A 20,438-nucleotide genomic window follows, 5' to 3' on the forward strand; every position below is an offset into this window, starting at 1 on the left:
CCAGTCCTTTGTCATTGCGCCCGCGCGGCCGTGGCCGGGCGGGGTTCGGCGGCCGAGCGGGCCGCCCTGGTGCTTGGGTTGCGGCTCAGCGCACGTCGTCGACGATGGCCACCGGGGTGCCGCTGTCCAGCTTGAGCTGGCCGCTGGTCACCACCTGGTCGCCGACCTTCAGGCCGTCGAGGATCACCGCCTTGCCTTCGCGGCGCTCGCCGACCTTGACGAAGCGGCGCTCCACGGCCAGCAGCGGCTGGCCCTTGGCATCGTTCTGCGGCTTGCCGTCCTTGTCCTGCTTCGGCCCCACCACGTACACCGAGTTGCCGTACAGGGTGAAGGCGATGGCGGTTTCCGGCACCACCACGCGCTGCGCGGTTTCCGGCAGCTGCACCTCGAGGCTGGCGAACATCCCCGGCAGCAGCTTGCCGTCGGGGTTGGCCATGCCGGCGCGCACCTGCAGGTTGCGCGTCTCGTTGTCCACCCGCGGGTTCAGCGCCTGGATGCGCGCCTCGAACACCTGGCCCGGGTAGGCCGCGACCGTGACCAGCACGCGCTGGCCGACCTGCAGGCGGGGGAAGTCCTGTTCCGGCAGGAAGAAGTCCACCAGCAGGGTGGAAAGGTCCTGCAGGGTGGCGATGGGCGTGCCCGGCGAGACGTAGTCGCCGACGTCCACCTGGCGGATGCCGATGGTGCCGCCGAAGGGGGCGAGCACACGCTTCTTCGCCAGCGCCGCCTTGAGCTGCGCGACCGTGGCGCTGGAGCGCTGCAGCTGCGCGGCCAGGCGGTCGAACTCGCTCTTGGAGATGGCCTGGCGGCCGACCAGGCTGCGGCCGCGCTCGAATTCCACCTGGGCCAGGTTGAGGTCGGCCTCGGCGGTGCGCAGAGTGGCGGCCTCGACGTCGTTCTCCAGTTGCACGATGGGCTGGTCGACGCGGACCTTCTCGCCGGAGGCGAACAGCACCTGGCGCACGGTGCCCGAGGCTTCGGCGGTGAGCACCACGCCCTGGTTGGCGCGCAGGGTGCCGATGGCCGGCAGGCGGCTCTGCCAGGTGAGTTCCTCGGCCTTGACCGCGGTGACGCTGACCGGCGGGCGCGGCGCGGTGAACTGGGCGATCTGCTTCTGGATGGAGAAGTACTTGGAGCCGGCGAGCACCGCGACTATGACGGCGACCGCGCCGAGCATGATCAGCATGCGGCGCAACATGTTCCTGTTCCTTGGTAAGTGCCTGGCGGCTCTGCGCTGCGAGGGGCCCGTTCCTGTATGGCCGGCCCTGCCTTCGCGGGACTGCATCGGTTCCCGGAGCCTGGCGGGAATGCCCCGTTGCGGGGCAGAAGTGCGCACATTAGACGGAGTTCGCCGCCGCGTCAAAGTGCCTTGATTGCAGGACGTTTCCCCTCGCGGAGGATTTACCGCGGCCCTGCGCGGTTCAGGACGCCAGGTGCAGGTGGTTGTCCCAGAACGCCGGCGGCAGTTGCAGCGGCTCGGCGGCGATCTTCTCGCCGCGGCAGTCGTAGAGGCGGCAGCGGCCCTGGCCGGAGGTGACCACGAAGCCGTCCTTCACCGCGCCGACGCCGGCGCAGTCGGGCAGCGGCGCGTCCAGGCGCAGGGCGCCGCTGTCCAGGTCCCAGATGAAGAAGCGGTTGCCGCGCGGCGCGGTCAGGGCCACCAGGCGCAGTTCGTCGTGCACCGCCACGCTGGCGGTGTACTGGACCATTGCCTGGCGCTGTTCCTCGCCCAGCAGGAAAGGCTGGAAGGGCTGGCCGGGGCGCTTGATGGCGAGCAGGTCGGCGGCCTCGTGGGCGTCGCCCATGAACTGCTGGCAGGCGACGATGGTGCCGTCGGCGGCGATGGCCAGGTGGCGCACGCTGTTCATCTGCTGGGCCAGGGTTTCCTTGGAGACCAGCGAGCCGTCGCGGCGCATCAGCACCAGGCTCGGTTCCATGGCGTCGAGGTTCATTTCCACCCGGCTTTCGGCCTCGGTGCGGATGCCGCCGTTGGCCACCACCAGGGTTTCGCCGTCGGGCAGCCAGGCCACTTCGTGGGGGCCCAGGCCGTGGGTCGGTACTTCACCGGCGTGCGCCAGCTTCTCGCCGTCGAAGCGGTAGATGCCGAGCAGGCCGCGGCCCGGGGCGGTGGTGTCGTTCTCGGTGGCGTAGAGCCACTCGCCGTCCTTGTGCCACACGCCGTGGCCGTAGAAGTGGCGGTCCGGCTGCGAGTCCAGTGTCTGCAGCAGGCGGCCGTCCTCCAGGCTCACCAGGTAGCTCTGGCGCCCCGGGCGGCGGGCCACGAACAGCGCCAGCGGCAGCGTCGGGTGCTGGACGATGGCGTGGCAGCGCAGGCCGACCTCGGTGGCGAACGCGCAGCTGCCGTCCAGGCGGTAGCCCACCGCGTAGTGCTTGCCATCCGCGTCGTCGCGGGCGGACAGCAGCAGGGGCTCCTTGCCCTTGCGCGACAGCGTCCAGCCGCCGAAGGAGAGGGCGCCGAGCAGCAGGCTGCCCAGGCCGATCACGTGACGTCGCAGCATGGCGTTCACCTCTTTCACTTCATTCACCCTGACCTGGTGAGCTGAAATCCGGCGCTCAGCTGATCAGTCGCCGTCGTTGGCGTTGAAGCCCAGCTGTACGTTCAGCGCCTTGGCCAGCTCGCCCTCGTGCAGGCGGTGGACCACGTTCAGGCTGTCGTACAGCTCGTTGAGCTGCTTGATCCCGGCGTCGTCCTTGAGCAGTTCGCCCAGGGGCTGCTTGAGCGCGGCGAACTTGCCGTGGACGTCGGCGTAGGCGGCGTCGATCTTGCCGGCCAGGTCCTTCTGCTCGCTCGGCAGCAGGGCGCGCAGGCCCTTGCCGTCGGTGCCTTTCCACAGCGCCTCGGCGCCATTCAGGCTCGACTCCAGGCTGGCCAGGGAGATGTCGCTGCGCCAGTTTTCGGCCTGGAACGGCTGCGGGATGCCCTTGCTCTGGCGGCCCAGCGGGGTGCCGAGCTTCTTCTTCAGCATGTCCAGGGCGGTGACCTGCACGCGCATCATCTCGGCGATGGCCTCGTGGGCGTCGGCGTAGCGCTCGTTGGGGAACTTGCTCATCTGCGCGAGCATGCCGTTGTCGGCCTTCCAGCGCGTCAGGATGTCCTGGGCCAGGGCCTGCTGGTGCTCGCCGATGGCTTCCAGCAGCGGGCAGTAGCGCGCGCGGGTGGCGGCGTCGGCCAGGTCGATCCTGGCGTCGAAGAGGATGTATTCGTAGGCGGTCAGGCCCTGCACCACCACGCTGGACTTGGCCAGGGTGGCGGGGGTGATCTGCGCGTCGCCGCTGAGCAGTTGCTCCACCTGGCGTGCTACCAGGTTCTTCTTGTCCGGGTAGAACTGGATCTGCCAGGCGCGGTTGCCCTCGGCCAGCGGGCCGATCAGCAGCGGCTGCAGCTCGGCCCAGGCCTTCTGCGCGGCGACGAAATCGGCGCGAGCCTTGGCCAGCTCTTCCTTGCCCTGGCAGAAGGCCAGGGAGCTGGCGGCCAGGGCGCGGTCTGCGTCGACCCAGCGGCTGTAGGCCGGCAGGATCACCTGCTGGGCCAGCGCGGCGCTGGTGGTCGCCTGCGGGTCCTGCGGCGAGCAGGCGCCCAGGGCGATGGCGAGGCTGGTGAGCAGTAGTCGGGGGCGGAACATGTTCGGCTCCTTAGAGTGAATTCAGGAAGTCCAGCAGGGCGCTGCGCTGCGCGGCGTCGAAGGCCAGTACCCGCTGCCTGGCCGACTCGGCCTCGCCGCCGTGCCAGAGCACGGCTTCCAGCAGGTTGCGCGCGCGCCCGTCGTGGAGGAACTGGGTATGGCCGTTGACCACCTCGGTCAGGCCGATGCCCCATAGCGGCGGGGTGCGCCAGTCGCGTCCGCTGGCGAGAAATTCCGGGCGATTGTCCGCGAGTCCCTCGCCCATGTCATGTAGTAGAAGGTCGCTGTAGGGGCGGATCACCTGGTTGGCCAGTTCCGGCTCGGCGGCGTCGGGCCCGGTGGTGAACTTCGGGGTGTGGCAGCCGGCGCAGCCGGCCTGGTGGAACAGCGCCTTGCCGGCCAGCACCTGCGGGTCGTCGACCTTGCGCCGCGCCGGCACCGCGAGGTTGCGCGCGTAGAAGGCGACCTGATCGAAGATGCGCTGGCTGACCTCGGGCTTGCCGCCGTCGACGGCCTGGCGGCAGTCGACCTGGGCCTCGGTGCAGTCGTCGCTGGGCAGCAGGGGGCTGGTCAGGCCCATGTCGCCGGAGAAGGCGTGGGTGTTCTGCTGCGCCACGTCGGGCTGCCCGGCCTTCCAGCCGAAGCGGCCGAGCACGGTCTGCTGGCGGGCGTCGTCCCAGACGCGGTTGGCGCGGCCGCGGATGCCGTCGCCGTTGCGGTCCTCGGCGTCGGCATTGGCCAGGATCGCCGCTTCGGGGATGGCCTCCAGCAGGCCCAGGCCGATCATCGGCGGGGCGACGCGGGCGGAGAACAGGGTGTCCGGGTGCATGGGGCCGTAGCCCAGTTCGGTGAGGCGCAGGATCGGCTTGCGCAGCTCGACTTCGGTGCCGTCCTTGAAGCTCACCTTCAGCGGTTCGTAGTCCATGCGCACCCGCGCCTCGGGGGCCACGCCGGGAATCGCCGAGTCCTGCAGCTGGCCGCCGTAGACCGGCTCGGGCACCACGCCCAGGCGCTTGAGGGTGCGTGCGTCCTCGGCGCCGGCGGGAATCGACAGGCGCACCAGCATGGACACCGCGTTGATGTCCTTGGGCCCCGGCGGATGGCCGCGGCCGTCCTTGATGTGGCAGTTCTGGCAGGCGTTGGTGTTGTACAGCGGCCCCAGGCCGTCGCGCGCGGTGGTGGTGGTGGGCGCGATCACCCAGGGGTTGCGGAAGAAGCTGTTGCCCACGCTGAAGTCCAGGCGGCGGCTGGGCGTGAGGTTGCCCGAGGGCATGGAGTAGGCGTTGCGGTCGGCCTGGTACACGGTGGCGCCGCCGCCGGACAGGGCCTCGCCCGGTTCGGCCACCGCCTTGGGCTCTTCGCGACCGCAGCCGGCGAGGGCAAGGGTAGCGAGCAGGGCGGCGAGGGCTGCGGTTGGACGGCGGTACATCGAGGCGATCCAGGCTGAAAAACGGGCGGGCCATCTTAGCAGTTGGGCAAATGCAAATATGAAAAATTTGTATTCGCTATTGCCGTGTGGCCCGGATGAAACGCCAAGGCCCCGGTTCGCGGGGCCTTGGGTTAGCCGGAGTGCGCTGCGGCCGGTTGCCGCAGCGCGGGCGTCGATCAGAACTGGTGATCGGCGTTGTCCGGTTTCAGGTCCTGGATGCCCAGGGCGGCGGCGGCCTTCTCGATGGCGCCGGTCTGCTTGACCAGGGAAGCGATGGTGTCGCTGATGATCTTGTGGTCGGCCTCGTCGGCCGGGGCGATCATCTGGTCGAAGTGCACGCCATCCTTCTCAGCGCGGTCGACGATGGCCTGCATCTTGGCCTGGGTGGCGTCGAGGTCGGCCTTCAGGTCGGTGTTGGCCTGGGCATCGGCCTTGGCCACCAGGTCGGCCACGCTCGGGCCCTTGACCACGCTGCCATCCACGCGCTTGTACTCGCCCAGGTAGATGTTGCGGATGCCTTCGGCGTTGAAGTACAGGGTGTGGTGGGTGTTGTCGCTGAAGCAGTCGTGCTCGTCTTCGGTGGAGTTGGCTTCCAGGGCCACCTTCATGCGCTCGCCGGCCAGCTCGCCCAGGGACAGGCTGCCCATGCCGAAGAAGATCTTGCGCAGGTTGGCGTCGGCGCCGTCGGCTTCCAGCTTGGCGCGGTAGTTGTCGGCGACGCCGGCCTTCCAGTTGCCGACCATTTCTTCCAGCTGGGCCACCAGCAGGTCGGTGACGGCTTTCAGGTAGGCCGCGCGGCGGTCGCAGTGACCGTTGGTGCAGTCCTTGCCCTGGACGTAGTCGGTGTAGGGGCGGTTGCCGGCGCCGGGCTTGGTGCCGTTGAGGTCCTGGCCCCAGAGGAGGAACTCGATGGCGTGGTAGCCGGTGGCGACGTTGGCTTCGGAGCCGGCCACTTCGTTCAGGCTGGCCAGCTTCTCGCCGGTGATTTCCTTGACGTCGATCTTGTCTTCGCCGACCTGGATCTCGGTGTTGGCGACGATGTTGGCGCTGGCGGCCGGGTTGCCCTCGGCGTGCTGGTAGTCCTTGGCGACGTAGTCGATCAGGCCTTCATCCAGCGGCCAGGCGTTGACCGCGCCTTCCCAGTCGTCGACCACCTTGTTGCCGAAGCGGAAGGCTTCGCTCTGCGAGTAGGGCACGCGCGCGGCCAGCCAGGCCTCGCGGGCGGCCTTGAGGGTTTCTTCGCTGGGCTTGGCGAGGAAGGCGTCGACGGCCTTCTGCAGGGCCTGGGCGGTAGTCAGGGAGTCGCTGAAGACGGCCTCCGCCATGTCCGCGTAGTTCTTCACCACGGCCTTGACCGCGGCCTCGTCGACCTTGGCGGCGGCCGGGGCGGCGCTCTGGGTGCTGGCGGCCGGGGTGGCGGCCTGGCTGGCCGGGGCGGAAGCTTCTTTCTTGTCGTCGCCGCAGCCGGCGAGGGAGATAGCGATGGCCAGCAGGCTGGCGGTGGCCCAGGGCATACGAGTCATGGCGGGTTCCTTAGCATGAGGGTGGCGCAAAAAGGTGTGCGCAACGAAAGCGGCAACATAATGCGAAAGATTTGCATTTTTGAAAAGGCCGCGCTTGCGATTTGCCAGCAGCCTTCACCGCGGGGGGATCAGCGGCGTTCGATGCTGGAGCTGCCGGCGGCCTCGGCCAGGCGCCGCGCCTGCTTCAGATAGAGGGTCAGCTCGCGCGCCGGCAGCGGCTTGCTGTACAGGTAGCCCTGCCCCTCGTGGCAGCCCTGGTCGATGATGTAGGCCTCCTGCTCGATGGTCTCCACGCCCTCGGCGATGACCTGCATGCCCAGGCTCTTGCCCAGCTGGATGATGGCCCGGACGATGGTGGCGTCGTCGTCGTCCTGCAGCAGGTCCTGGACGAAGCTCTTGTCGATCTTGATCTTGTCCAGCGGCAGGCTCTTCAGGTAGCTGAGCGAGGAATAGCCGGTGCCGAAGTCGTCGATGGCGATCAGCGCGCCGGCGCGGCGCAGGCTGAGCAGGTGCTGGGCGGCGGTGGAAATGTCTTCCATCAGGCCGGTCTCGGTGACTTCCAGCTCCAGCGAGCGCGGCGGCAGGCGGTGGATCTGCAACAGGTTGCTGACCACCCTGGGCAGGGCGTTGTGGCGCAGCTGCACGGTGGACAGGTTGACCGCCAGGCGCAGGTCGTCGAAGCCCTGGTCGTGCCATTCGCGCAGTTGCTTGCAGGACTGGTCGAGCACCCATTCGCCGATGGCGAAGATGCTGCCGTTCTGCTCGGCCAGGGGGATGAACAGGTCCGGCGCGACCCAGCCCTGGGTCGGGTGCTGCCAGCGCAGCAGGGCCTCGACGCCGACCACGCGGTGGTCGCGGTAGTCCACCTGCGGCTGGTAGACGATGTGCAGCTCGTTGCGCGACAACGCCTCGCGCAGGTCCTTCTCCAGCTCGCGGCGGCGGCGCATCTCGCTGTCGACGCTGGCGATGTAGAACTGGTAGCGGTTGCGCGAGCGGGTCTTGGCCAGGGTCATGGTCTGCTCGGCCTTCTGCAGCAGCTTCTCGGTGCTCTCGCCATCCTCGGGGTAGAGGGTGATGCCGATGGTGGCGCGCAGTTGCACCGGCTGCTCGTCGAGCTGGAAGGGCAGCTCCAGGTCGTCGAGGATCTGCTGGGCCAGTTCCGCCGCCTCGTAGGGCTGCTCGATGTCGGCCTGGACCAGGGCGAACTGGTCGCCGCCCAGGCGCGCCAGGGCGCCGAGCTGGGCGCTGTGGCCGCGCAGGCGGTCGGCCAGGGCGATCAGCAGCTGGTCGCCGAACTGGTAGCCGTGCTGCTCGTTGATGCCCTTGAAGTCGTCCAGGCCCAGGCACAGCACCGCCACGCGGCGCTCCTCGCGGCCGGCGTCGGAAAGGATCTGGTCCAGGCGCTGCTGCAGCAGCTTGCGGTTCGGCAGGCCGGTGAGGAAGTCGTACTGGGAGATGCGCAGCAGGCTGTTCTCCGCCTCGCGGCGCAGGTGGCCGTTGCGCTCGATGGATTCCAGCAACTGGTTGGCGGTGTTGATCCACAACCCCAGTTCATTGTGCTCGTGGCCGGCCAGCATCGGCAGCTTGTGCTCGCCGGGGCGGTCGGGGTTGATGCTGGTGAGGTGGTCGATGATGCGCCACAGCGGCTTGGTCAGCAGCCAGTGGTAGACCAGGAACAGCACCAGGCCCATGGCCAGGGCGCGGAGGATGCCGGAGAGGAAGATGATCACCGAGGTGACCACGAAGTCCTGGCCGTAGGGCGCGGTGTCCAGGGTGATCTTCAGGTCGCCGTAGTACTCGCCGGGCTCGCCGCGGCCGACCAGGCGGATGGAATAGTGCTGCTCGGGGCCGAGGATGGGGTCGGTGAGCCAGCGGGTGGGGGAGTCCAGCAGCGGGCGGGATTTCTCCGCCAGCATGGGTTCGTCGGGGTGGCCGATGGCGGCGTAGCGCACCGCTTCATGCTGGAACAGGCCTTCGAGCACCTGCATGGCCATGTCGCGGTCCAGGCTGTAGACCGCCTGGGTGGACGGGTCGCGGACCATGGCGAGGATCCGCTGGGCATCGTTGTGCACCGCCTGCCGCGCCTTGTGGGCGTCGAAGACGATCTGCGCGCAACTCAGGACGACACCCACCACCAGCGCCGCGAGCAGTACGACGCGCAGCAGCTTGAGGGAGAGCCTGTGCCGGGGGTCCAGTTTCAAGGGTGCTTTCCTTGTTCATCGCCATCCGGCGAAAGACAGGTCTGAGTATTGGCAAACGGAGCTTTGACGTCAAAGGGCCATCACCCTTTTTCCGACCAAATCCGACTCTCAGGTTAGCCGAGCCTTGTCCTTCTGGCGCGCAGAAAGCAGAAACCCGGCTTCAGGCCGGGTTTCCGCGGAGCAACCGAGGGTATCAGGCAGCGAAGTTCTTCGCCACGTAGTCCCAGTTGACCAGGTTCCAGAAGGCTTCGACGTACTTCGGACGCAGGTTGCGGTAGTCGATGTAGTAGGCGTGTTCCCACACGTCGCAGGTCAGCAGCGGGGCGTCGCCGCTGGTCAGCGGGTTGCCGGCGCCGATGGTGCTGGCCAGGGCCAGGGAACCGTCGGCCTTCTTCACCAGCCAGGCCCAGCCGGAGCCGAAGGTGCCGATGGCGGTCTTGGTGAACTCTTCCTTGAACTTGTCGAAGGAACCGAAGGCGGCGTTGATGGCATCGGCCAGGGCGCCGGTGGGCTGGCCACCGCCGTTGGGAGCCAGGCATTCCCAGTAGAAGGTGTGGTTCCACACCTGGGCGGCGTTGTTGAAGATGCCGCCCGAAGAGGTCTTGACGATGTCTTCCAGGCTCTTGCCTTCGAACTCGGTGCCCGGGATCAGGTTGTTCAGGTTCACGACGTAGGCGTTGTGGTGCTTGTCGTGGTGGTACTCGAGGGTTTCCGCGGAAATGTGCGGCTCAAGGGCATTCTTGGCGTAAGGCAGCGGCGGCAATTCGAAAGCCATGGTGTCTCTCCTATCTTCCTCAGGTCAGGGCTAGCGCGGCGAACGCGCGACCGGTACACGGGGCCGGTTCGGTTATTGTCGCGGCATCCGTACGTAGCGCCCCTGCTCCGCAGAGCGAGGCGCGCGTCGGGTGCGTCCAGCAGGCCTAGCAGGCTGGCGCCGCGAAGGTCGGATCATAGCACCCGCCCCCTGGCATATCCACGCAGCAACTGTAGGGGCAAAGGCCCATCGCTGCGCGGCGCAGGGCGTTCGCCGCGATTCGCTATAGCTGACTGTGATGACCGTTCGACGTTCGTTTTTTCGTCCCGCCGGCGTTCAGCTGGCCAGCACCAGTTGGCTGGCCATGCCCAGCATCATCACCGCCACCATCAGGTCGACCAGGCGCCAGGTGGCCGGGCGCGCCAGCCAGGGCGCGAGCCAGGCGGCGCCCAGGGCCAGGGTGAAGAACCACAGCAGCGAGGCGCTGGCCGCGCCCATGGCGTAGGCGCCGGGGGCGGCCTGCTGGGCGCCGAGGGAGCCGATCAGCAGCACGGTGTCCAGGTACACGTGGGGGTTGAGCAGCGTTACCGCCAGCGCCGCCATCAGCACCGCGCGGCGCGAGCGCGGGCCGGTCTGCCCGGCCTCGCCCATGGCCTGCGGGGCGATGGCGCGGCGCAGCGCCTTGGCGCCGTACCAGGTCAGGAAGATCACCCCGCCCCAGCGGGCCACGGCCAGCAGCGTGGGGTTTTCCGCCAGCACCTTGGCCAGGCCGAACACCCCGGCGCTGACCAGCACGGCGTCGCACAGCACGCAGAGCGCGGCCACCGACAGGTGATGCTCGCGGCGCAGGCTCTGGGCCAGGACGAAGGCGTTCTGCGCGCCGATGGCGATGATCAGGCCGGCGGCCACCAGCAGGCCGTTGAGGTAGCTCTGCCACATGCTCAGGCCCTCCCTTGATGGCTGGGGCGCTGGCGGGGCAGCGAAGGAACGGGGAGGGTCAGGCCAGGCATGGTCGGGCTCCGGTGGACGGGTTCGAGGGGGAATGCCTGGCGAGTCTGGGGGTTGTGCCTGTATAAGGAAAACGAATCCTGTTGATGGCTCATTAGGAAAACTGATGTTCGACTACAAGTTGCTGGCCGCCCTGGCGGCGGTAGTGGAGCAGGGCGGCTTCGAACGCGGCGCCCAGGCGCTGGGCCTGTCGCAGTCGGCGATCTCGCAGCGCATCAAGCTGCTCGAGGCGCGCGTCGGCCAGCCGGTGCTGGTGCGCGCGGCGCGGCCGCAGCCCACCGAGCTGGGCCGCCGCCTGCTCAACCACGTGCAGCAGGTGCGCCTGCTGGAGGGCGACCTGCAGCAGTGGGTGCCGGCGCTGGACGAAGGCGGCTCGCCCGAGCGCCTGCGCCTGGCGCTCAACGCCGACAGCCTGGCGACCTGGTGGGCCGCTGCCATCGGTGACTTCTGCGCCGAGCGCCGGGTGCTGCTGGACCTGGTGGTGGAAGACCAGGAGGTGGGCCTCAAGCGCATGCGCGCCGGCGAAGTGGCCGGCTGCCTGTGCGCCAGCCCGCGGCCGGTGGCGGGGGCGCGCAGCGAGCCGCTGGGAGCGATGCGCTACCGCGGTCTGGCCAGTCCGGCGTTCGTTGCCCGGCATTTTCCCAAGGGGGTGCGCGCCGAGGCCCTGGCGCGGGCGCCGGCGATCGTCTACGGCCCGGATGACCAGTTGCAGCACCGCTACCTCGCCGACCTCGGCGTGGACGGCACCTTCATCTACCACCTGTGCCCCTCGTCCGAGGGCTTCGTGCGCATGACCTGCGGCGGCCTGGGCTGGGGCCTGGTGCCGGAGCAGCAGGTGCAGGGCGAACTGGCCAGCGGCGAACTGGTGGAACTGCTGCCGGGCCAGGTCATCGACGTGCCGCTGTACTGGCACCACTGGCGCAACGGCGGCGAGCTGCTCGCCGCGCTGACTGCCCACCTGCTGCGCCGGGCCGCCGCCAGCCTGGTGCCGATCAGCCGCGGATGACGATGCGCCCGCTGCCCGGCAGGGCCTCCACGCAGCGCGGGCCGAACAGCTGCGAGGGCGTGAAGTAGCCGCCGGGGCCGTCGTGGCCGAGCAGGTGGCGCACAGCCAGGAGCACGCCGTGCACGGTGACGTCGTAGCCGTTGGCGGTCTCCAGGCGCGCGGTGCGCCGCTCGCCGCGGCCGTTGCGCACCTCGCCCCAGACCCAGGTGCGCAACCGGCCGCGCGCCTGCTCGTCGGGGCCCTTCACGCGCCGCTGCACCTGGCGCTTGAGCCAGTGCTGGACGCCGTCGCGGCCGAGCAGCGGGCGCAGTGGGTCGATCAGGCGCATGCCCATGGCCGCCAGCGGCGGCGCTGGCAGGTACACCTCGATGTTGGGGATGCCGGTGCTGTAGAAGGCGGTGGCGACGTCGCCCCAGGGAATGCTCACGGCATGCTTGAGGCCGCGGCCGAAGTCGATGTCGCGGCGCTTGTAGCCCAGCGGCACCTCCACCAGGCGGCCGTCGCGGCGCACCTTGCCGCCCAGCTTCAGGCCTTCCACCGTGGTCGCGGCGGTGCCCGGCGAGAGCCCGCTGCCGGTGTCGAAGCCCAGCGCCAGTTGGGTTGCATCGGGCAGGGCCTCGGCCAGGCAGGCGGCGACGCAGTCGGTGGGGATGACGTCGAAGCCGACGCCGGGGCAGACCACGCAGCCGGCGGCGCGGGCGCGTTCATCCAGGCCGTGGGCGTGTTCGAAGACGCCGATCTCGCCGGTGATGTCGACGTAGTGCGTGGCATTGGCCAGGCACGCCTCCAGCAGGGGCGCGGCGGTGGCGGAGAAGGGCCCGGCGCAGTTGGCCAGCACGGCGACGTCGGCCAGGGCCGCGCCCGCGCCCTCGGCGCCGAATACCCGGCACTCCAGGCCCAGCACGCTGCCCAGCGCCTGCACGGCGGCGGGATCGCGCCCGCCCAGCAGCGGGCTCAGGCCCTGGCGCCGGGCCTCCTCGGCCACCAGGCGGCCGGTGTAGCCGTTGGCGCCGTAGATCATCCAGTAGGGCTTGCTCATTCGGGGCCTCGCACAGGGAACGGGGAAGGATCGTCGGGGTTCTAACCGGCCTCGGCGCCGGCTGTCACCCGGCCGCGAGTCGGGCGGCTCGCAAGGACGCCGTTCTGGCGTGCGCGGCCAGCGTGGCCGGGCGGGTGGCCTGCTAGAGTCGGCAGACAACAACTATAGAGGTGCGTGCATGAAGATTCTGGTCACCGGCGCCAGCGGGTTCATCGGCGGGCGTTTCGCCCGCTTCGCCCTGGAACAGGGCCTGGCGGTGCGCGTCAACGGCCGTCGCGCCGAGGCCCTGGAGCCGCTGGTGCGGCGGGGCGCGGAGTTCATGCCGGGCGACCTGGCGGACGCGGCCCTGGTGCGGCGCCTGTGCGAGGGCGTCGATGCGGTGGTGCACTGCGCCGGCGCGGTAGGCGTGTGGGGCCCCTACGAACACTTCCACCAGGCCAACGTGGTGATGACCGAAAGCGTGGTCGAGGCCTGCCTGAAACAGGGCGTGCGGCGCCTGGTGCATCTGTCCTCGCCGTCGATCTACTTCGACGGCCGCGCCCACGTCGGCCTGAACGAAGACCAGGTGCCGACGCGCTTCGCCAACCACTACGGCGCCACCAAGTACCAGTCGGAGAAGGTCGCCCTGGGCGCCGCCGAGTTCGGCCTGGAGGTGCTGGCGCTGCGTCCGCGCTTCGTCACCGGCGCTGGCGACACCAGCATCTTCCCGCGAATGATCGCGGCGCAGCGCAAGGGCAAGCTGAAGATCATCGGCAAGGGCCTGAACAAGGTCGACTTCACCAGCATCCAGAACCTCAACGACGCCCTGTTCAGCGCGCTGCTGGTCACCGGCACCGCGCTGGGCCAGGCCTACAACATCAGCAACGGCCAGCCGGTGCCGCTGTGGGACGTGGTCAACTACGTGATGCGCCGCCTCGACCTGCCGCCGGTGACCGCGCACATGCCCTATCCCCTGGCCTGGTCGGTGGCGGCGCTGAATGAAGGCCTCTGCTACCTGCGCCCGGGCCGTCCCGAGCCGGTGCTGACGCGCATGGGCATGGCGGTGCTGGCCAAGGACTTCAGCCTGGATATCAGCCGCGCCCGCCAGTTCCTCGGCTACGAGCCGCGCGCCAGCCTGTGGGACGCGGTGGACGAGTTCTGCGACTGGTGGAAAGCCAGCGGGCTCTGAAACGTCCCCCGCAGCCTTCATCGCTTCCGTAGGATGGGTTGAGCGCAGCGAAACCCATCGCCTGGGTCCATGCTGCACCCGACCCCGCCGTCACCCGCGCAACGGCCCCGAGTAATGCCGCTGCCCGGACTCGCTGGGCAGGAAGCTCGGCTCCTGCACCACCCGCGGCAGGCGCACGCCGCTCAGCTCGCTGAGGCGCTGGCCCAGCTCGCGGGTGTCGTCCCGGCTGGAGCCCTCGCAGGCGCGCAGCATGAGCGCGATGGCATCGGCCTGCTGGAACTGGATGTCCAGCGCCTGTTCCTCGCGCAGACGGCGGCGCAGTTCGCGCATGCAGTCCAGGATGGCCTTGTTGAATTCGATCACCCAACTCCCTCCCCCGCAGTGGGCGCCAGGGCGGCGCCGGTGCGGAGGCAGAGCAAGGCATATGCCATACTGTCGCCTTGCCATTATTTCCGCGGCCTGGCGGGAACCCCGGCCGCGCCGGCGTGGTCTTTGCCTGGGCCCGTGCGCGCCGCCGCGGTGCGCCGCGCCCCCCGATGGCGCGCTGTCCAAGCCGTCGGCGCGAACGGATATACTGCGCCCTGCGCAGGCGCCATGCCGCTTTCCCCCACAGGTTTCCTTCATGCGTAACGATAGTTTCGACGACTTCGACGATGTGCCCAGCCTGACCACCGACGCCGCCGACCGCGACGAGTTCGGCCACCATCCGCGCCGCGTCTACGAGCCCGACGGCAAGCGCCTGGCGCCCCAGCCCAAGGCCCAGGGCGGCAGCACCGGTCCGCTGTGGGCGCTGGTGGCGGCCATGGCCATCGCCCTCGGCGGCGTGGCCTGGTGGAGCCACCAGCAACTGACGCTGATGGAGCAGCAACTGATCGCCACCCAGGAAAGCTTCGCCAAGATCAGCGAGGAAGCCGCCGGCCGCCTCGACGACATCCGCGGCAAGTTCGTCCAGAACGAGTCCTCGGTGACCAGCGAGCGCGAGCAGCTCAAGCTGCAGGTCAAGCAACTGCAAGGCCGGCTCGCCGACCAGGCGCGCCAGCAGCAGGACTCGCTGTCGCAGATCGACGGCCAGCAAGCCAAGCGCCTCGACCAGTTGAACAACGAACTCAAGGCCCAGCAGGACAGCGCCGCGCAGCTGATCGCCCAGCTCGACGGCAAGATCAAATCGCTAGCCGATGAACAGGCCAAGGTGAAGAGCCTGCAGGGCGACCTGGCCACCGCCAACGCGCAGATCCAGAACCTGAGCGCCGACATCGCGGCACTGAAGAAGCGCGGCGACCAGAGCCAGTCGATCAAGAGCATCCAGGACGACCTGCTGATCCTGCGCAGCGAAGTCGAGGGCAAGCAGGGCCAGCAGGGCGGCAGCACCGCCGAATTCGACGCCTTCCGCGCCCAGGTCACGCGCAACATCAACGCGCTGCAGGCGCAGGTGCAGAACCTCCAGCAGCAGCTGACCAACCGCTGAGTCCCCGTGTAGGAGCGGGCCCTGCCCACGATTCGCGTCCTACATGGTTTGTAACGGTATTCACCGGTGGCTTTCGTGCTTTGGGTTGGCTCCGTTCCCTCTCCCTAACCCTCTCCCTGAAGGGAGAGGGGACCGTTCGGTGCGGCCTGGTTTTCCCGAGTTAGCCGGCTGGCACAGTAGTTTCCAGCGGAAACCATACCTTTTCTCGGCGCGGACAAGCCCCCTCTCCCTTCAGGGAGAGGGGCTCTAGGCTCTTCGCAAACTCAACCCATCCTACGAAAAGCGCCACGCCACAAACGAAAAGGGCGCCTCCCGAAGGCGCCCTTTTCTTCATGCCCTGTCCTTACAACCGCGGGTAATCCAGATACCCGACCGGCCCCTTGGCGTAGAAGGTTTCCGGATGCGCTTCGTTCAGCGGCGCATCCTTGGCCAGACGCTCCACCAGGTCCGGGTTGGCGATGAAGGGGATGCCGAAGGCCACCGCGTCCGCCTTGCCGCTGGCCAGCCAGGCGTTGGCGCTGGCCTTGGTGAAGCGCTCGTTGGCGATGTACGGGCCGCCGAAGATTTCCTTCAGTTTCGGGCCGATGCTGTCGGGGCCTTCCTTCTCGCGGGTGCAGATGAAGGCGATGCCGCGCTTGCCCAGTTCGCGGGCCACGTAGCCGAAGGTCGCCAGCGGGTCGGCATCGCCCATGTCGTGGGAGTCCATGCGCGGCGCCAGGTGCACGCCGACGCGGCCGGCGCCCCAGACTTCGATGGCGGCGTCGGTGACTTCCAGCAGCAGGCGCGCGCGGTTCTCGACGGAGCCGCCGTACTGGTCGGTGCGCTGGTTGGTGCTGCTCTGCAGGAACTGGTCGAGCAGGTAGCCGTTGGCGCCGTGGATCTCCACGCCGTCGAAGCCGGCGGCCTTGGCGTTCTCGGCGCCCTGGCGGTAGGCCTCGACGATGTCGGCGATTTCCTCGGTCTCCAGGGCGCGCGGGGTGACGAACTCCTTGATCGGGCGCACCAGGCTGACGTGGCCGGCCGGCTGGATGGCGCTGGGCGCCACCGGCGTTTCGCCGTTCAGGTACAGCGGGTCGGAGATGCGGCCGACGTGCCACAGCTGCAGGAAGATGCGCCCGCCGTTGGCGTGCACGGCCTTGGTCACGTTGCTCCAGCCGCGGACCTGGTCGTCGGACCAGATGCCGGGGGTGTCGGGGTAGCCGACGCCCATGGGCGTCACCGCGGTGGCTTCGCTGAGGATCAGGCCGGCGTCGGCGCGCTGGGTGTAGTACTCGGCCATCAGCGCGTTGGGCACGCGGCCCTCGTCGGCGCGGCAGCGGGTCAGCGGGGCCATGATGATGCGGTTCGGCAGTTGCAGGTCGCCGAGGGTGATCGGGTCGAAGAGCGTGGTCATTGCTGCGGTGCTCCGTTACGGGATGTTGGGTGAGGGTTCGGTGAGGGTTCGGCTGGATTCAGTCCAGGACGGGCTGCGCCTGGTTGGGCTTGCCGCTGAAGGCGATCATCACCGCGATCAGCGCCAGTACCGCGAGCAGGGCGCCGGCCAGGGGCACGCGGGTCAGGCCCAGGCCGTGGTCGATGACGCTGCCGCCGACCCAGGCGCCGATGGCGTTGCCGACGTTGAAGGCGCCGATGTTCAGGGTGGCGACGAGGTTCGGCGCGCTCTGGCCGACGCGCACCACGTTGACCTGCAGGGCCGGCACGGCGGCGAAGGCGGCCGCGGCCCAGACGAACAGGGTGATCTCGGCCGGCAGCAGCGCGTGGCTGGTCCAGCTCAGCGCCGCGGAAACCACGGCCATGGTGGCGAACACCCCGGCCAGGGTGGTGCCCAGGCGCCAGTCGGCGAGGCGGCCGCCGAGGATGTTGCCGAAGGTCAGGCCCAGGCCGATCAGCACCAGGGTCCAGGTCACGCCGCGCGGCGACACCTGGGTGACCTCGCCGAGCAGCGGCGCGACGTAGGTGAACAGGGCGAACACCGCGGCGGAGAACAGCACGGTGGTGGCCAGCGCCAGCCACAGCTGGCCGCTGCGCAGGGCCGCGGCTTCCTGGCGCAGGTCCACGGCCTCTTCGTCATGCCCGGCGGGCAGGATGCGCCACAGGCCGATGAGCGCGAACACGCCGATGACGGTCACCACCCAGAAGGTCGAGCGCCAGCCGGCGACCTGGCCCAGCGCGGTGCCCAGGGGCACGCCGAGCACGTTGGCGAGGGTCAGCCCGGTGAACATCAGCGCCACGGCCGAAGCCCGGCGGTTGGCCGGCACCAGGCCGGCGGCGACCACCGAACCGATACCGAAGAAGGCGCCATGGCACAGCGCGGTGACGATCCGCGCCAGCATCAGCATGCCGTAGCTGGCGGCGACGGCGCAGAGGAAGTTGCCGAGGATGAAGATGCCCATGAGCATCAGCAGCGCGCGCTTGCGCGGGAGCTTGGCGGTCAGCAGCGCCATGATGGGCGCGCCGATGGCCACGCCGAAGGCATAGCCGCTGACCAGCCAGCCGGCGCTGGGGATGGACACCGCGAGGTCGCCGGCCACGTCCGGCAGCAGCCCCATGATGACGAATTCCGTGGTGCCGATGGCGAACGCGGACAAAGCGAGGACGAGAAGCGGAAGGGGCATGCGCCTGCTCCTGGAAGAAAGTGGGACGTTCTAGGCAGTTCGCTGTGACTACAGCGCTTCGCTCAAGTGGCGAACAAAGGCCGCGATGGTGTCTTCATTGCGTTTGAAGAAGTGCCACTGGCCGATTTTCCGACTGGTCACCAGGCCGGCGCGCTGGAGGGTGGCCAGATGCGCCGACACGGTGGATTGCGACAACCCGGTGCGCTGGTCGAACTTCCCGGCGCAGACGCCGATGGCGAAAGGCTGGTGCTCCTGCTCGTCGAAATAGCGCTCCGGCTCCTTCAGCCAGCGCAGCATGTCGCGCCGCACCGGGTGGGCCAGGGCCTTGAAGATTTTGTCGAGGTTCAGTGCTTCGCTCATCGCTGCCTTTGTGTGTATCGCTTGGGAACGAACTATATATCGGTGAAAAACGATATGAATTCGTTTGAGCTGATGATGATGATCGATGGGGTTGATAGTAGGCGGGTGGTGGGAGAGAGGGGATGTCACTAGGCCGATTGGAGTGGGGCCGGCCAAGGGGCAGGGGAGATCGTGGGCAGAAGGGGATGAGTGCTAATTCTTCTGGGTAGTCAGCCCTCGGGTGAGAATCTAGATGCTTTATATATAGCATCTATGGTTTAAAGAATGTTTCTTGCGCTTGCACTAAAAGCTAATGTGTTTAGCTTGGCTAACTAATGTGATGTTTTCTCGCTTTCTTTTGTGATGCGGCTGTTTTTAGTGGTTTCGAATGACGGTGTTCCTCTTTTGATACTAAAAGACTCTACATTTTATGTTGTTGGCGCTAAGGTTTGGACGAGGGGGCTACATGCTTTCTCGCCTCTCCTTTCTAGTTTTCTACTGTTTGTCGTGGGAGATGGTGTCAAAGTAGTTATCAGTTTCTTCTGCAATGCGTTCTAGTCTTTGTAGGCTCTCGGGGTAGAAGTCATTACATTGCAATATGGCAAGATTTTCATTCTTCATCGTTCGCCGCAATGTCATGCATACTAACATTACTCCATCTGATCCATTAGGTGCCTGGTATATAACTGTCTGCATATCTGATACGCTCCAGTTTGGAATTTTCACTTGTTCTCTAGCACTTAAGGGCGACTCAGCAACTGACACACTCTCATCATCGATTGGTAGTTTTAGTGTGTTGCTATAGTTTTTTGCATTCTTTTCAGATTTTATAGCTTTTTCAAATTTATTCTGATTGGTGCTGGCTATTATTGCTGTGGGTAGTTTGTCTAGTTCAGTTACATAGGGTGAGCTATCTTTAAGTGTCAGTTTTTTCGTGTTTAAATCTCCATCTGTTAGAGTCTCGATTAGGTATTGATTAGTGCTGAATGATGAGGGTTTATGTTTGTATTGATCAGCAGTGGCAGTATTCACAGAGAATGAATAGAAGGAACCTAGAATATAAAGAGTGGGGTTGTGCTTTTTCATATGGATTTTTCTATATGGTTAGGTAAGGAAAGATAGCTCTTTTGCTATATAGTTTGGCGGCAGTAGATGAGTAGGACGATAAAGTATTCCTTATCATTTCTATTTTCGTCGTTTATTTTTCGTTTAGTCTGAAGGAGGAGCGCAAGGCTAGGCTCCTGACGGGCCATTAATCTTTCTTAACTATTGGGGCTACTTTTCTTTCGGATATTTTTCCGTCATTGTATGTTTCAAAGTAAGAGTATGCATCTCCTGTTGAGGGGGCGCAGTAGGTTCCTTTCATAGCAGTAATTTCTAATTTTCCCTCCTTGCTAAATTTGTATTCTTCACTCCAGGTATCGCAGTTGCTTGAAGAAAAACAGGCTCCTGAAACCCTTTTGTTTTTTTCATCAATTGCAAGGCATGGAATGTTGCTTATCTCTTCGTTCTTTATGAAACTCTTACTTTTTTCGTCGAAAATAAAAACGGATGACATCTGAGTCTGACCGGAGGGCGGATGTCTAATTATAATGTCGGGTTGTCCGTCGAAGTTTATATCTGTGCATTCAATTTTTTCATTGTCTGAGAGATTTTCGAGTAAAGTTTCTATTTTGTTTTCGAGCTTACCTCTACAGTTATATGGTTTTGAATGCTTTTCGTCAGATGTGCATTGTTCAGCTGGAAAAATTTTGGGGAGATATAAAATTGCAAGTAAAGACAGTATGTATCTCACTGTGTGCGTCTTTTTAAGTTTGTTTGATGTAAGAGGTAGCCTAACTTGGAAAGATTTGGCGATTTTCCTGTATTGTTGTTTGTTAGTTGTCGAGTTGGACTATCTCCGCTTCCATGTCAGCACAAGCCTCTTGGGGTTGTAGGATCTTTTTATTATCGATTTGCTGTATGCAGATTGGCTTCTCGAATGTTCCTTTCATGTTTCTACAGTGTTGGCTGTTGGACGTATCATATATGCACTGAGTATCCGAAAATATTAGCTCTAGCCCCGAGGGGATGAGGTCAATTTCTTGGTCCTTGATTGCATGGATAGTTTTGAAAACCGAACCGCCAGACTGTGTGATGTTTACATAAATCTCATCATTTTTCGGGGTCGATGCTACGGGTATTGATCCAATGCTTTTTGCAATCTTTTCAGTTTCAGACTTAATAAATACATCGTTCTGTGCATTT

General features: G+C 65.9%; 19 protein-coding genes. 3 read left to right on the forward strand and 16 right to left on the reverse strand.

Annotated features, from left to right (window positions below; translation table 11 throughout):
* Positions 1 to 85: 85 nt before the first annotated feature.
* The 8 genes from BM060_RS20085 to BM060_RS20120 form a co-directional block, all read right to left on the reverse strand.
* The gene (locus tag BM060_RS20085) at positions 86 to 1,198 is read right to left on the reverse strand and encodes an efflux RND transporter periplasmic adaptor subunit (protein WP_074982312.1); all 1,113 of its coding nucleotides are present in this window, start codon (positions 1,196 to 1,198) and stop codon (positions 86 to 88) included.
* 223 nt (positions 1,199 to 1,421) lie between these two features.
* The gene (locus BM060_RS20090; protein WP_074982314.1) at positions 1,422 to 2,519 is read right to left on the reverse strand and encodes a DUF1513 domain-containing protein; all 1,098 of its coding nucleotides are present in this window, start codon (positions 2,517 to 2,519) and stop codon (positions 1,422 to 1,424) included.
* 63 nt (positions 2,520 to 2,582) lie between these two features.
* Positions 2,583 to 3,644, reverse strand: a complete 1,062-nt coding sequence (locus BM060_RS20095) for an imelysin family protein (protein WP_074982315.1) — start codon at positions 3,642 to 3,644, stop codon at positions 2,583 to 2,585.
* Positions 3,645 to 3,654: 10 nt separating this feature from the next.
* Positions 3,655 to 5,073 carry a di-heme oxidoreductase family protein gene (locus tag BM060_RS20100; RefSeq protein ID WP_074982316.1) on the reverse strand — a complete coding sequence of 473 codons (1,419 nt, stop codon included), beginning with the start codon at positions 5,071 to 5,073 and terminating at the stop codon, positions 3,655 to 3,657.
* Positions 5,074 to 5,249: 176 nt separating this feature from the next.
* Positions 5,250 to 6,596: an imelysin family protein gene (locus BM060_RS20105; RefSeq protein WP_074982318.1), complete on the reverse strand. Its 1,347-nt coding sequence runs from the start codon at positions 6,594 to 6,596 to the stop codon at positions 5,250 to 5,252.
* Positions 6,597 to 6,724: 128 nt separating this feature from the next.
* Complete coding sequence (locus BM060_RS20110; RefSeq protein WP_074982320.1) at positions 6,725 to 8,797, reverse strand: putative bifunctional diguanylate cyclase/phosphodiesterase; 2,073 nt, start codon at positions 8,795 to 8,797, stop codon at positions 6,725 to 6,727.
* 193 nt (positions 8,798 to 8,990) lie between these two features.
* Positions 8,991 to 9,572, reverse strand: coding sequence for a superoxide dismutase [Fe] (gene sodB, locus BM060_RS20115; RefSeq protein ID WP_074982322.1), 582 nt, complete (start codon positions 9,570 to 9,572; stop codon positions 8,991 to 8,993).
* Positions 9,573 to 9,887: 315 nt separating this feature from the next.
* Positions 9,888 to 10,490, reverse strand: coding sequence for a LysE/ArgO family amino acid transporter (locus tag BM060_RS20120; protein WP_074982323.1), 603 nt, complete (start codon positions 10,488 to 10,490; stop codon positions 9,888 to 9,890).
* 175 nt (positions 10,491 to 10,665) lie between these two features.
* Here BM060_RS20120 and BM060_RS20125 point away from each other — a divergent pair, with 175 nt between their 5' ends.
* Positions 10,666 to 11,565 (forward strand): LysR family transcriptional regulator ArgP, encoded by a 900-nt coding sequence (locus BM060_RS20125; protein ID WP_074982325.1) that lies wholly within the window; start codon positions 10,666 to 10,668, stop codon positions 11,563 to 11,565.
* Here BM060_RS20125 and BM060_RS20130 read toward each other — a convergent pair.
* Positions 11,552 to 12,604, reverse strand: coding sequence for a saccharopine dehydrogenase family protein (locus BM060_RS20130; protein ID WP_058070299.1), 1,053 nt, complete (start codon positions 12,602 to 12,604; stop codon positions 11,552 to 11,554). The genes BM060_RS20125 and BM060_RS20130 overlap by 14 nt on opposite strands.
* Before the next feature lie 178 nt (positions 12,605 to 12,782).
* Here BM060_RS20130 and BM060_RS20135 point away from each other — a divergent pair, with 178 nt between their 5' ends.
* Positions 12,783 to 13,772: an NAD-dependent epimerase/dehydratase family protein gene (locus BM060_RS20135; RefSeq protein ID WP_043314051.1), complete on the forward strand. Its 990-nt coding sequence runs from the start codon at positions 12,783 to 12,785 to the stop codon at positions 13,770 to 13,772.
* Positions 13,773 to 13,862: 90 nt separating this feature from the next.
* On the opposite strand, the gene BM060_RS20140 is transcribed toward BM060_RS20135, so the two are convergent.
* On the reverse strand, positions 13,863 to 14,132 hold the full coding sequence (locus BM060_RS20140) for a hypothetical protein (protein WP_074982337.1): 270 nt from the start codon (positions 14,130 to 14,132) through the stop codon (positions 13,863 to 13,865).
* Positions 14,133 to 14,394: 262 nt separating this feature from the next.
* Here BM060_RS20140 and BM060_RS20145 point away from each other — a divergent pair, with 262 nt between their 5' ends.
* Positions 14,395 to 15,237, forward strand: coding sequence for a coiled-coil domain-containing protein (locus BM060_RS20145; RefSeq protein ID WP_074982327.1), 843 nt, complete (start codon positions 14,395 to 14,397; stop codon positions 15,235 to 15,237).
* 343 nt (positions 15,238 to 15,580) lie between these two features.
* Here the strand turns inward: BM060_RS20145 and BM060_RS20150 are convergent, their stop codons facing one another.
* The 6 genes from BM060_RS20150 to BM060_RS33155 form a co-directional block, all read right to left on the reverse strand.
* Complete coding sequence (locus BM060_RS20150; protein WP_074982329.1) at positions 15,581 to 16,630, reverse strand: alkene reductase; 1,050 nt, start codon at positions 16,628 to 16,630, stop codon at positions 15,581 to 15,583.
* Between the two features lie 58 nt (positions 16,631 to 16,688).
* A complete protein-coding gene (locus BM060_RS20155) occupies positions 16,689 to 17,852 on the reverse strand; it encodes an MFS transporter (protein ID WP_058487489.1) in 1,164 nt (387 codons plus the stop codon).
* A gap of 48 nt (positions 17,853 to 17,900) precedes the next feature.
* Positions 17,901 to 18,212, reverse strand: a complete 312-nt coding sequence (locus tag BM060_RS20160) for an ArsR/SmtB family transcription factor (RefSeq protein ID WP_074982331.1) — start codon at positions 18,210 to 18,212, stop codon at positions 17,901 to 17,903.
* A 474-nt stretch (positions 18,213 to 18,686) separates the two neighbouring features.
* Positions 18,687 to 19,277 (reverse strand): hypothetical protein, encoded by a 591-nt coding sequence (locus BM060_RS32540; RefSeq protein WP_135499944.1) that lies wholly within the window; start codon positions 19,275 to 19,277, stop codon positions 18,687 to 18,689.
* A 166-nt stretch (positions 19,278 to 19,443) separates the two neighbouring features.
* Positions 19,444 to 19,986 carry an XAC2610-related protein gene (locus BM060_RS32545; protein ID WP_135499945.1) on the reverse strand — a complete coding sequence of 181 codons (543 nt, stop codon included), beginning with the start codon at positions 19,984 to 19,986 and terminating at the stop codon, positions 19,444 to 19,446.
* 82 nt (positions 19,987 to 20,068) lie between these two features.
* Positions 20,069 to 20,438 (reverse strand): hypothetical protein (locus BM060_RS33155; RefSeq protein WP_218161394.1); only part of this gene is annotated, 370 nt, incomplete at its 5' end.

Source organism: Pseudomonas citronellolis (assembly GCF_900112375.1).
GTDB lineage: Bacteria > Pseudomonadota > Gammaproteobacteria > Pseudomonadales > Pseudomonadaceae > Pseudomonas > Pseudomonas citronellolis.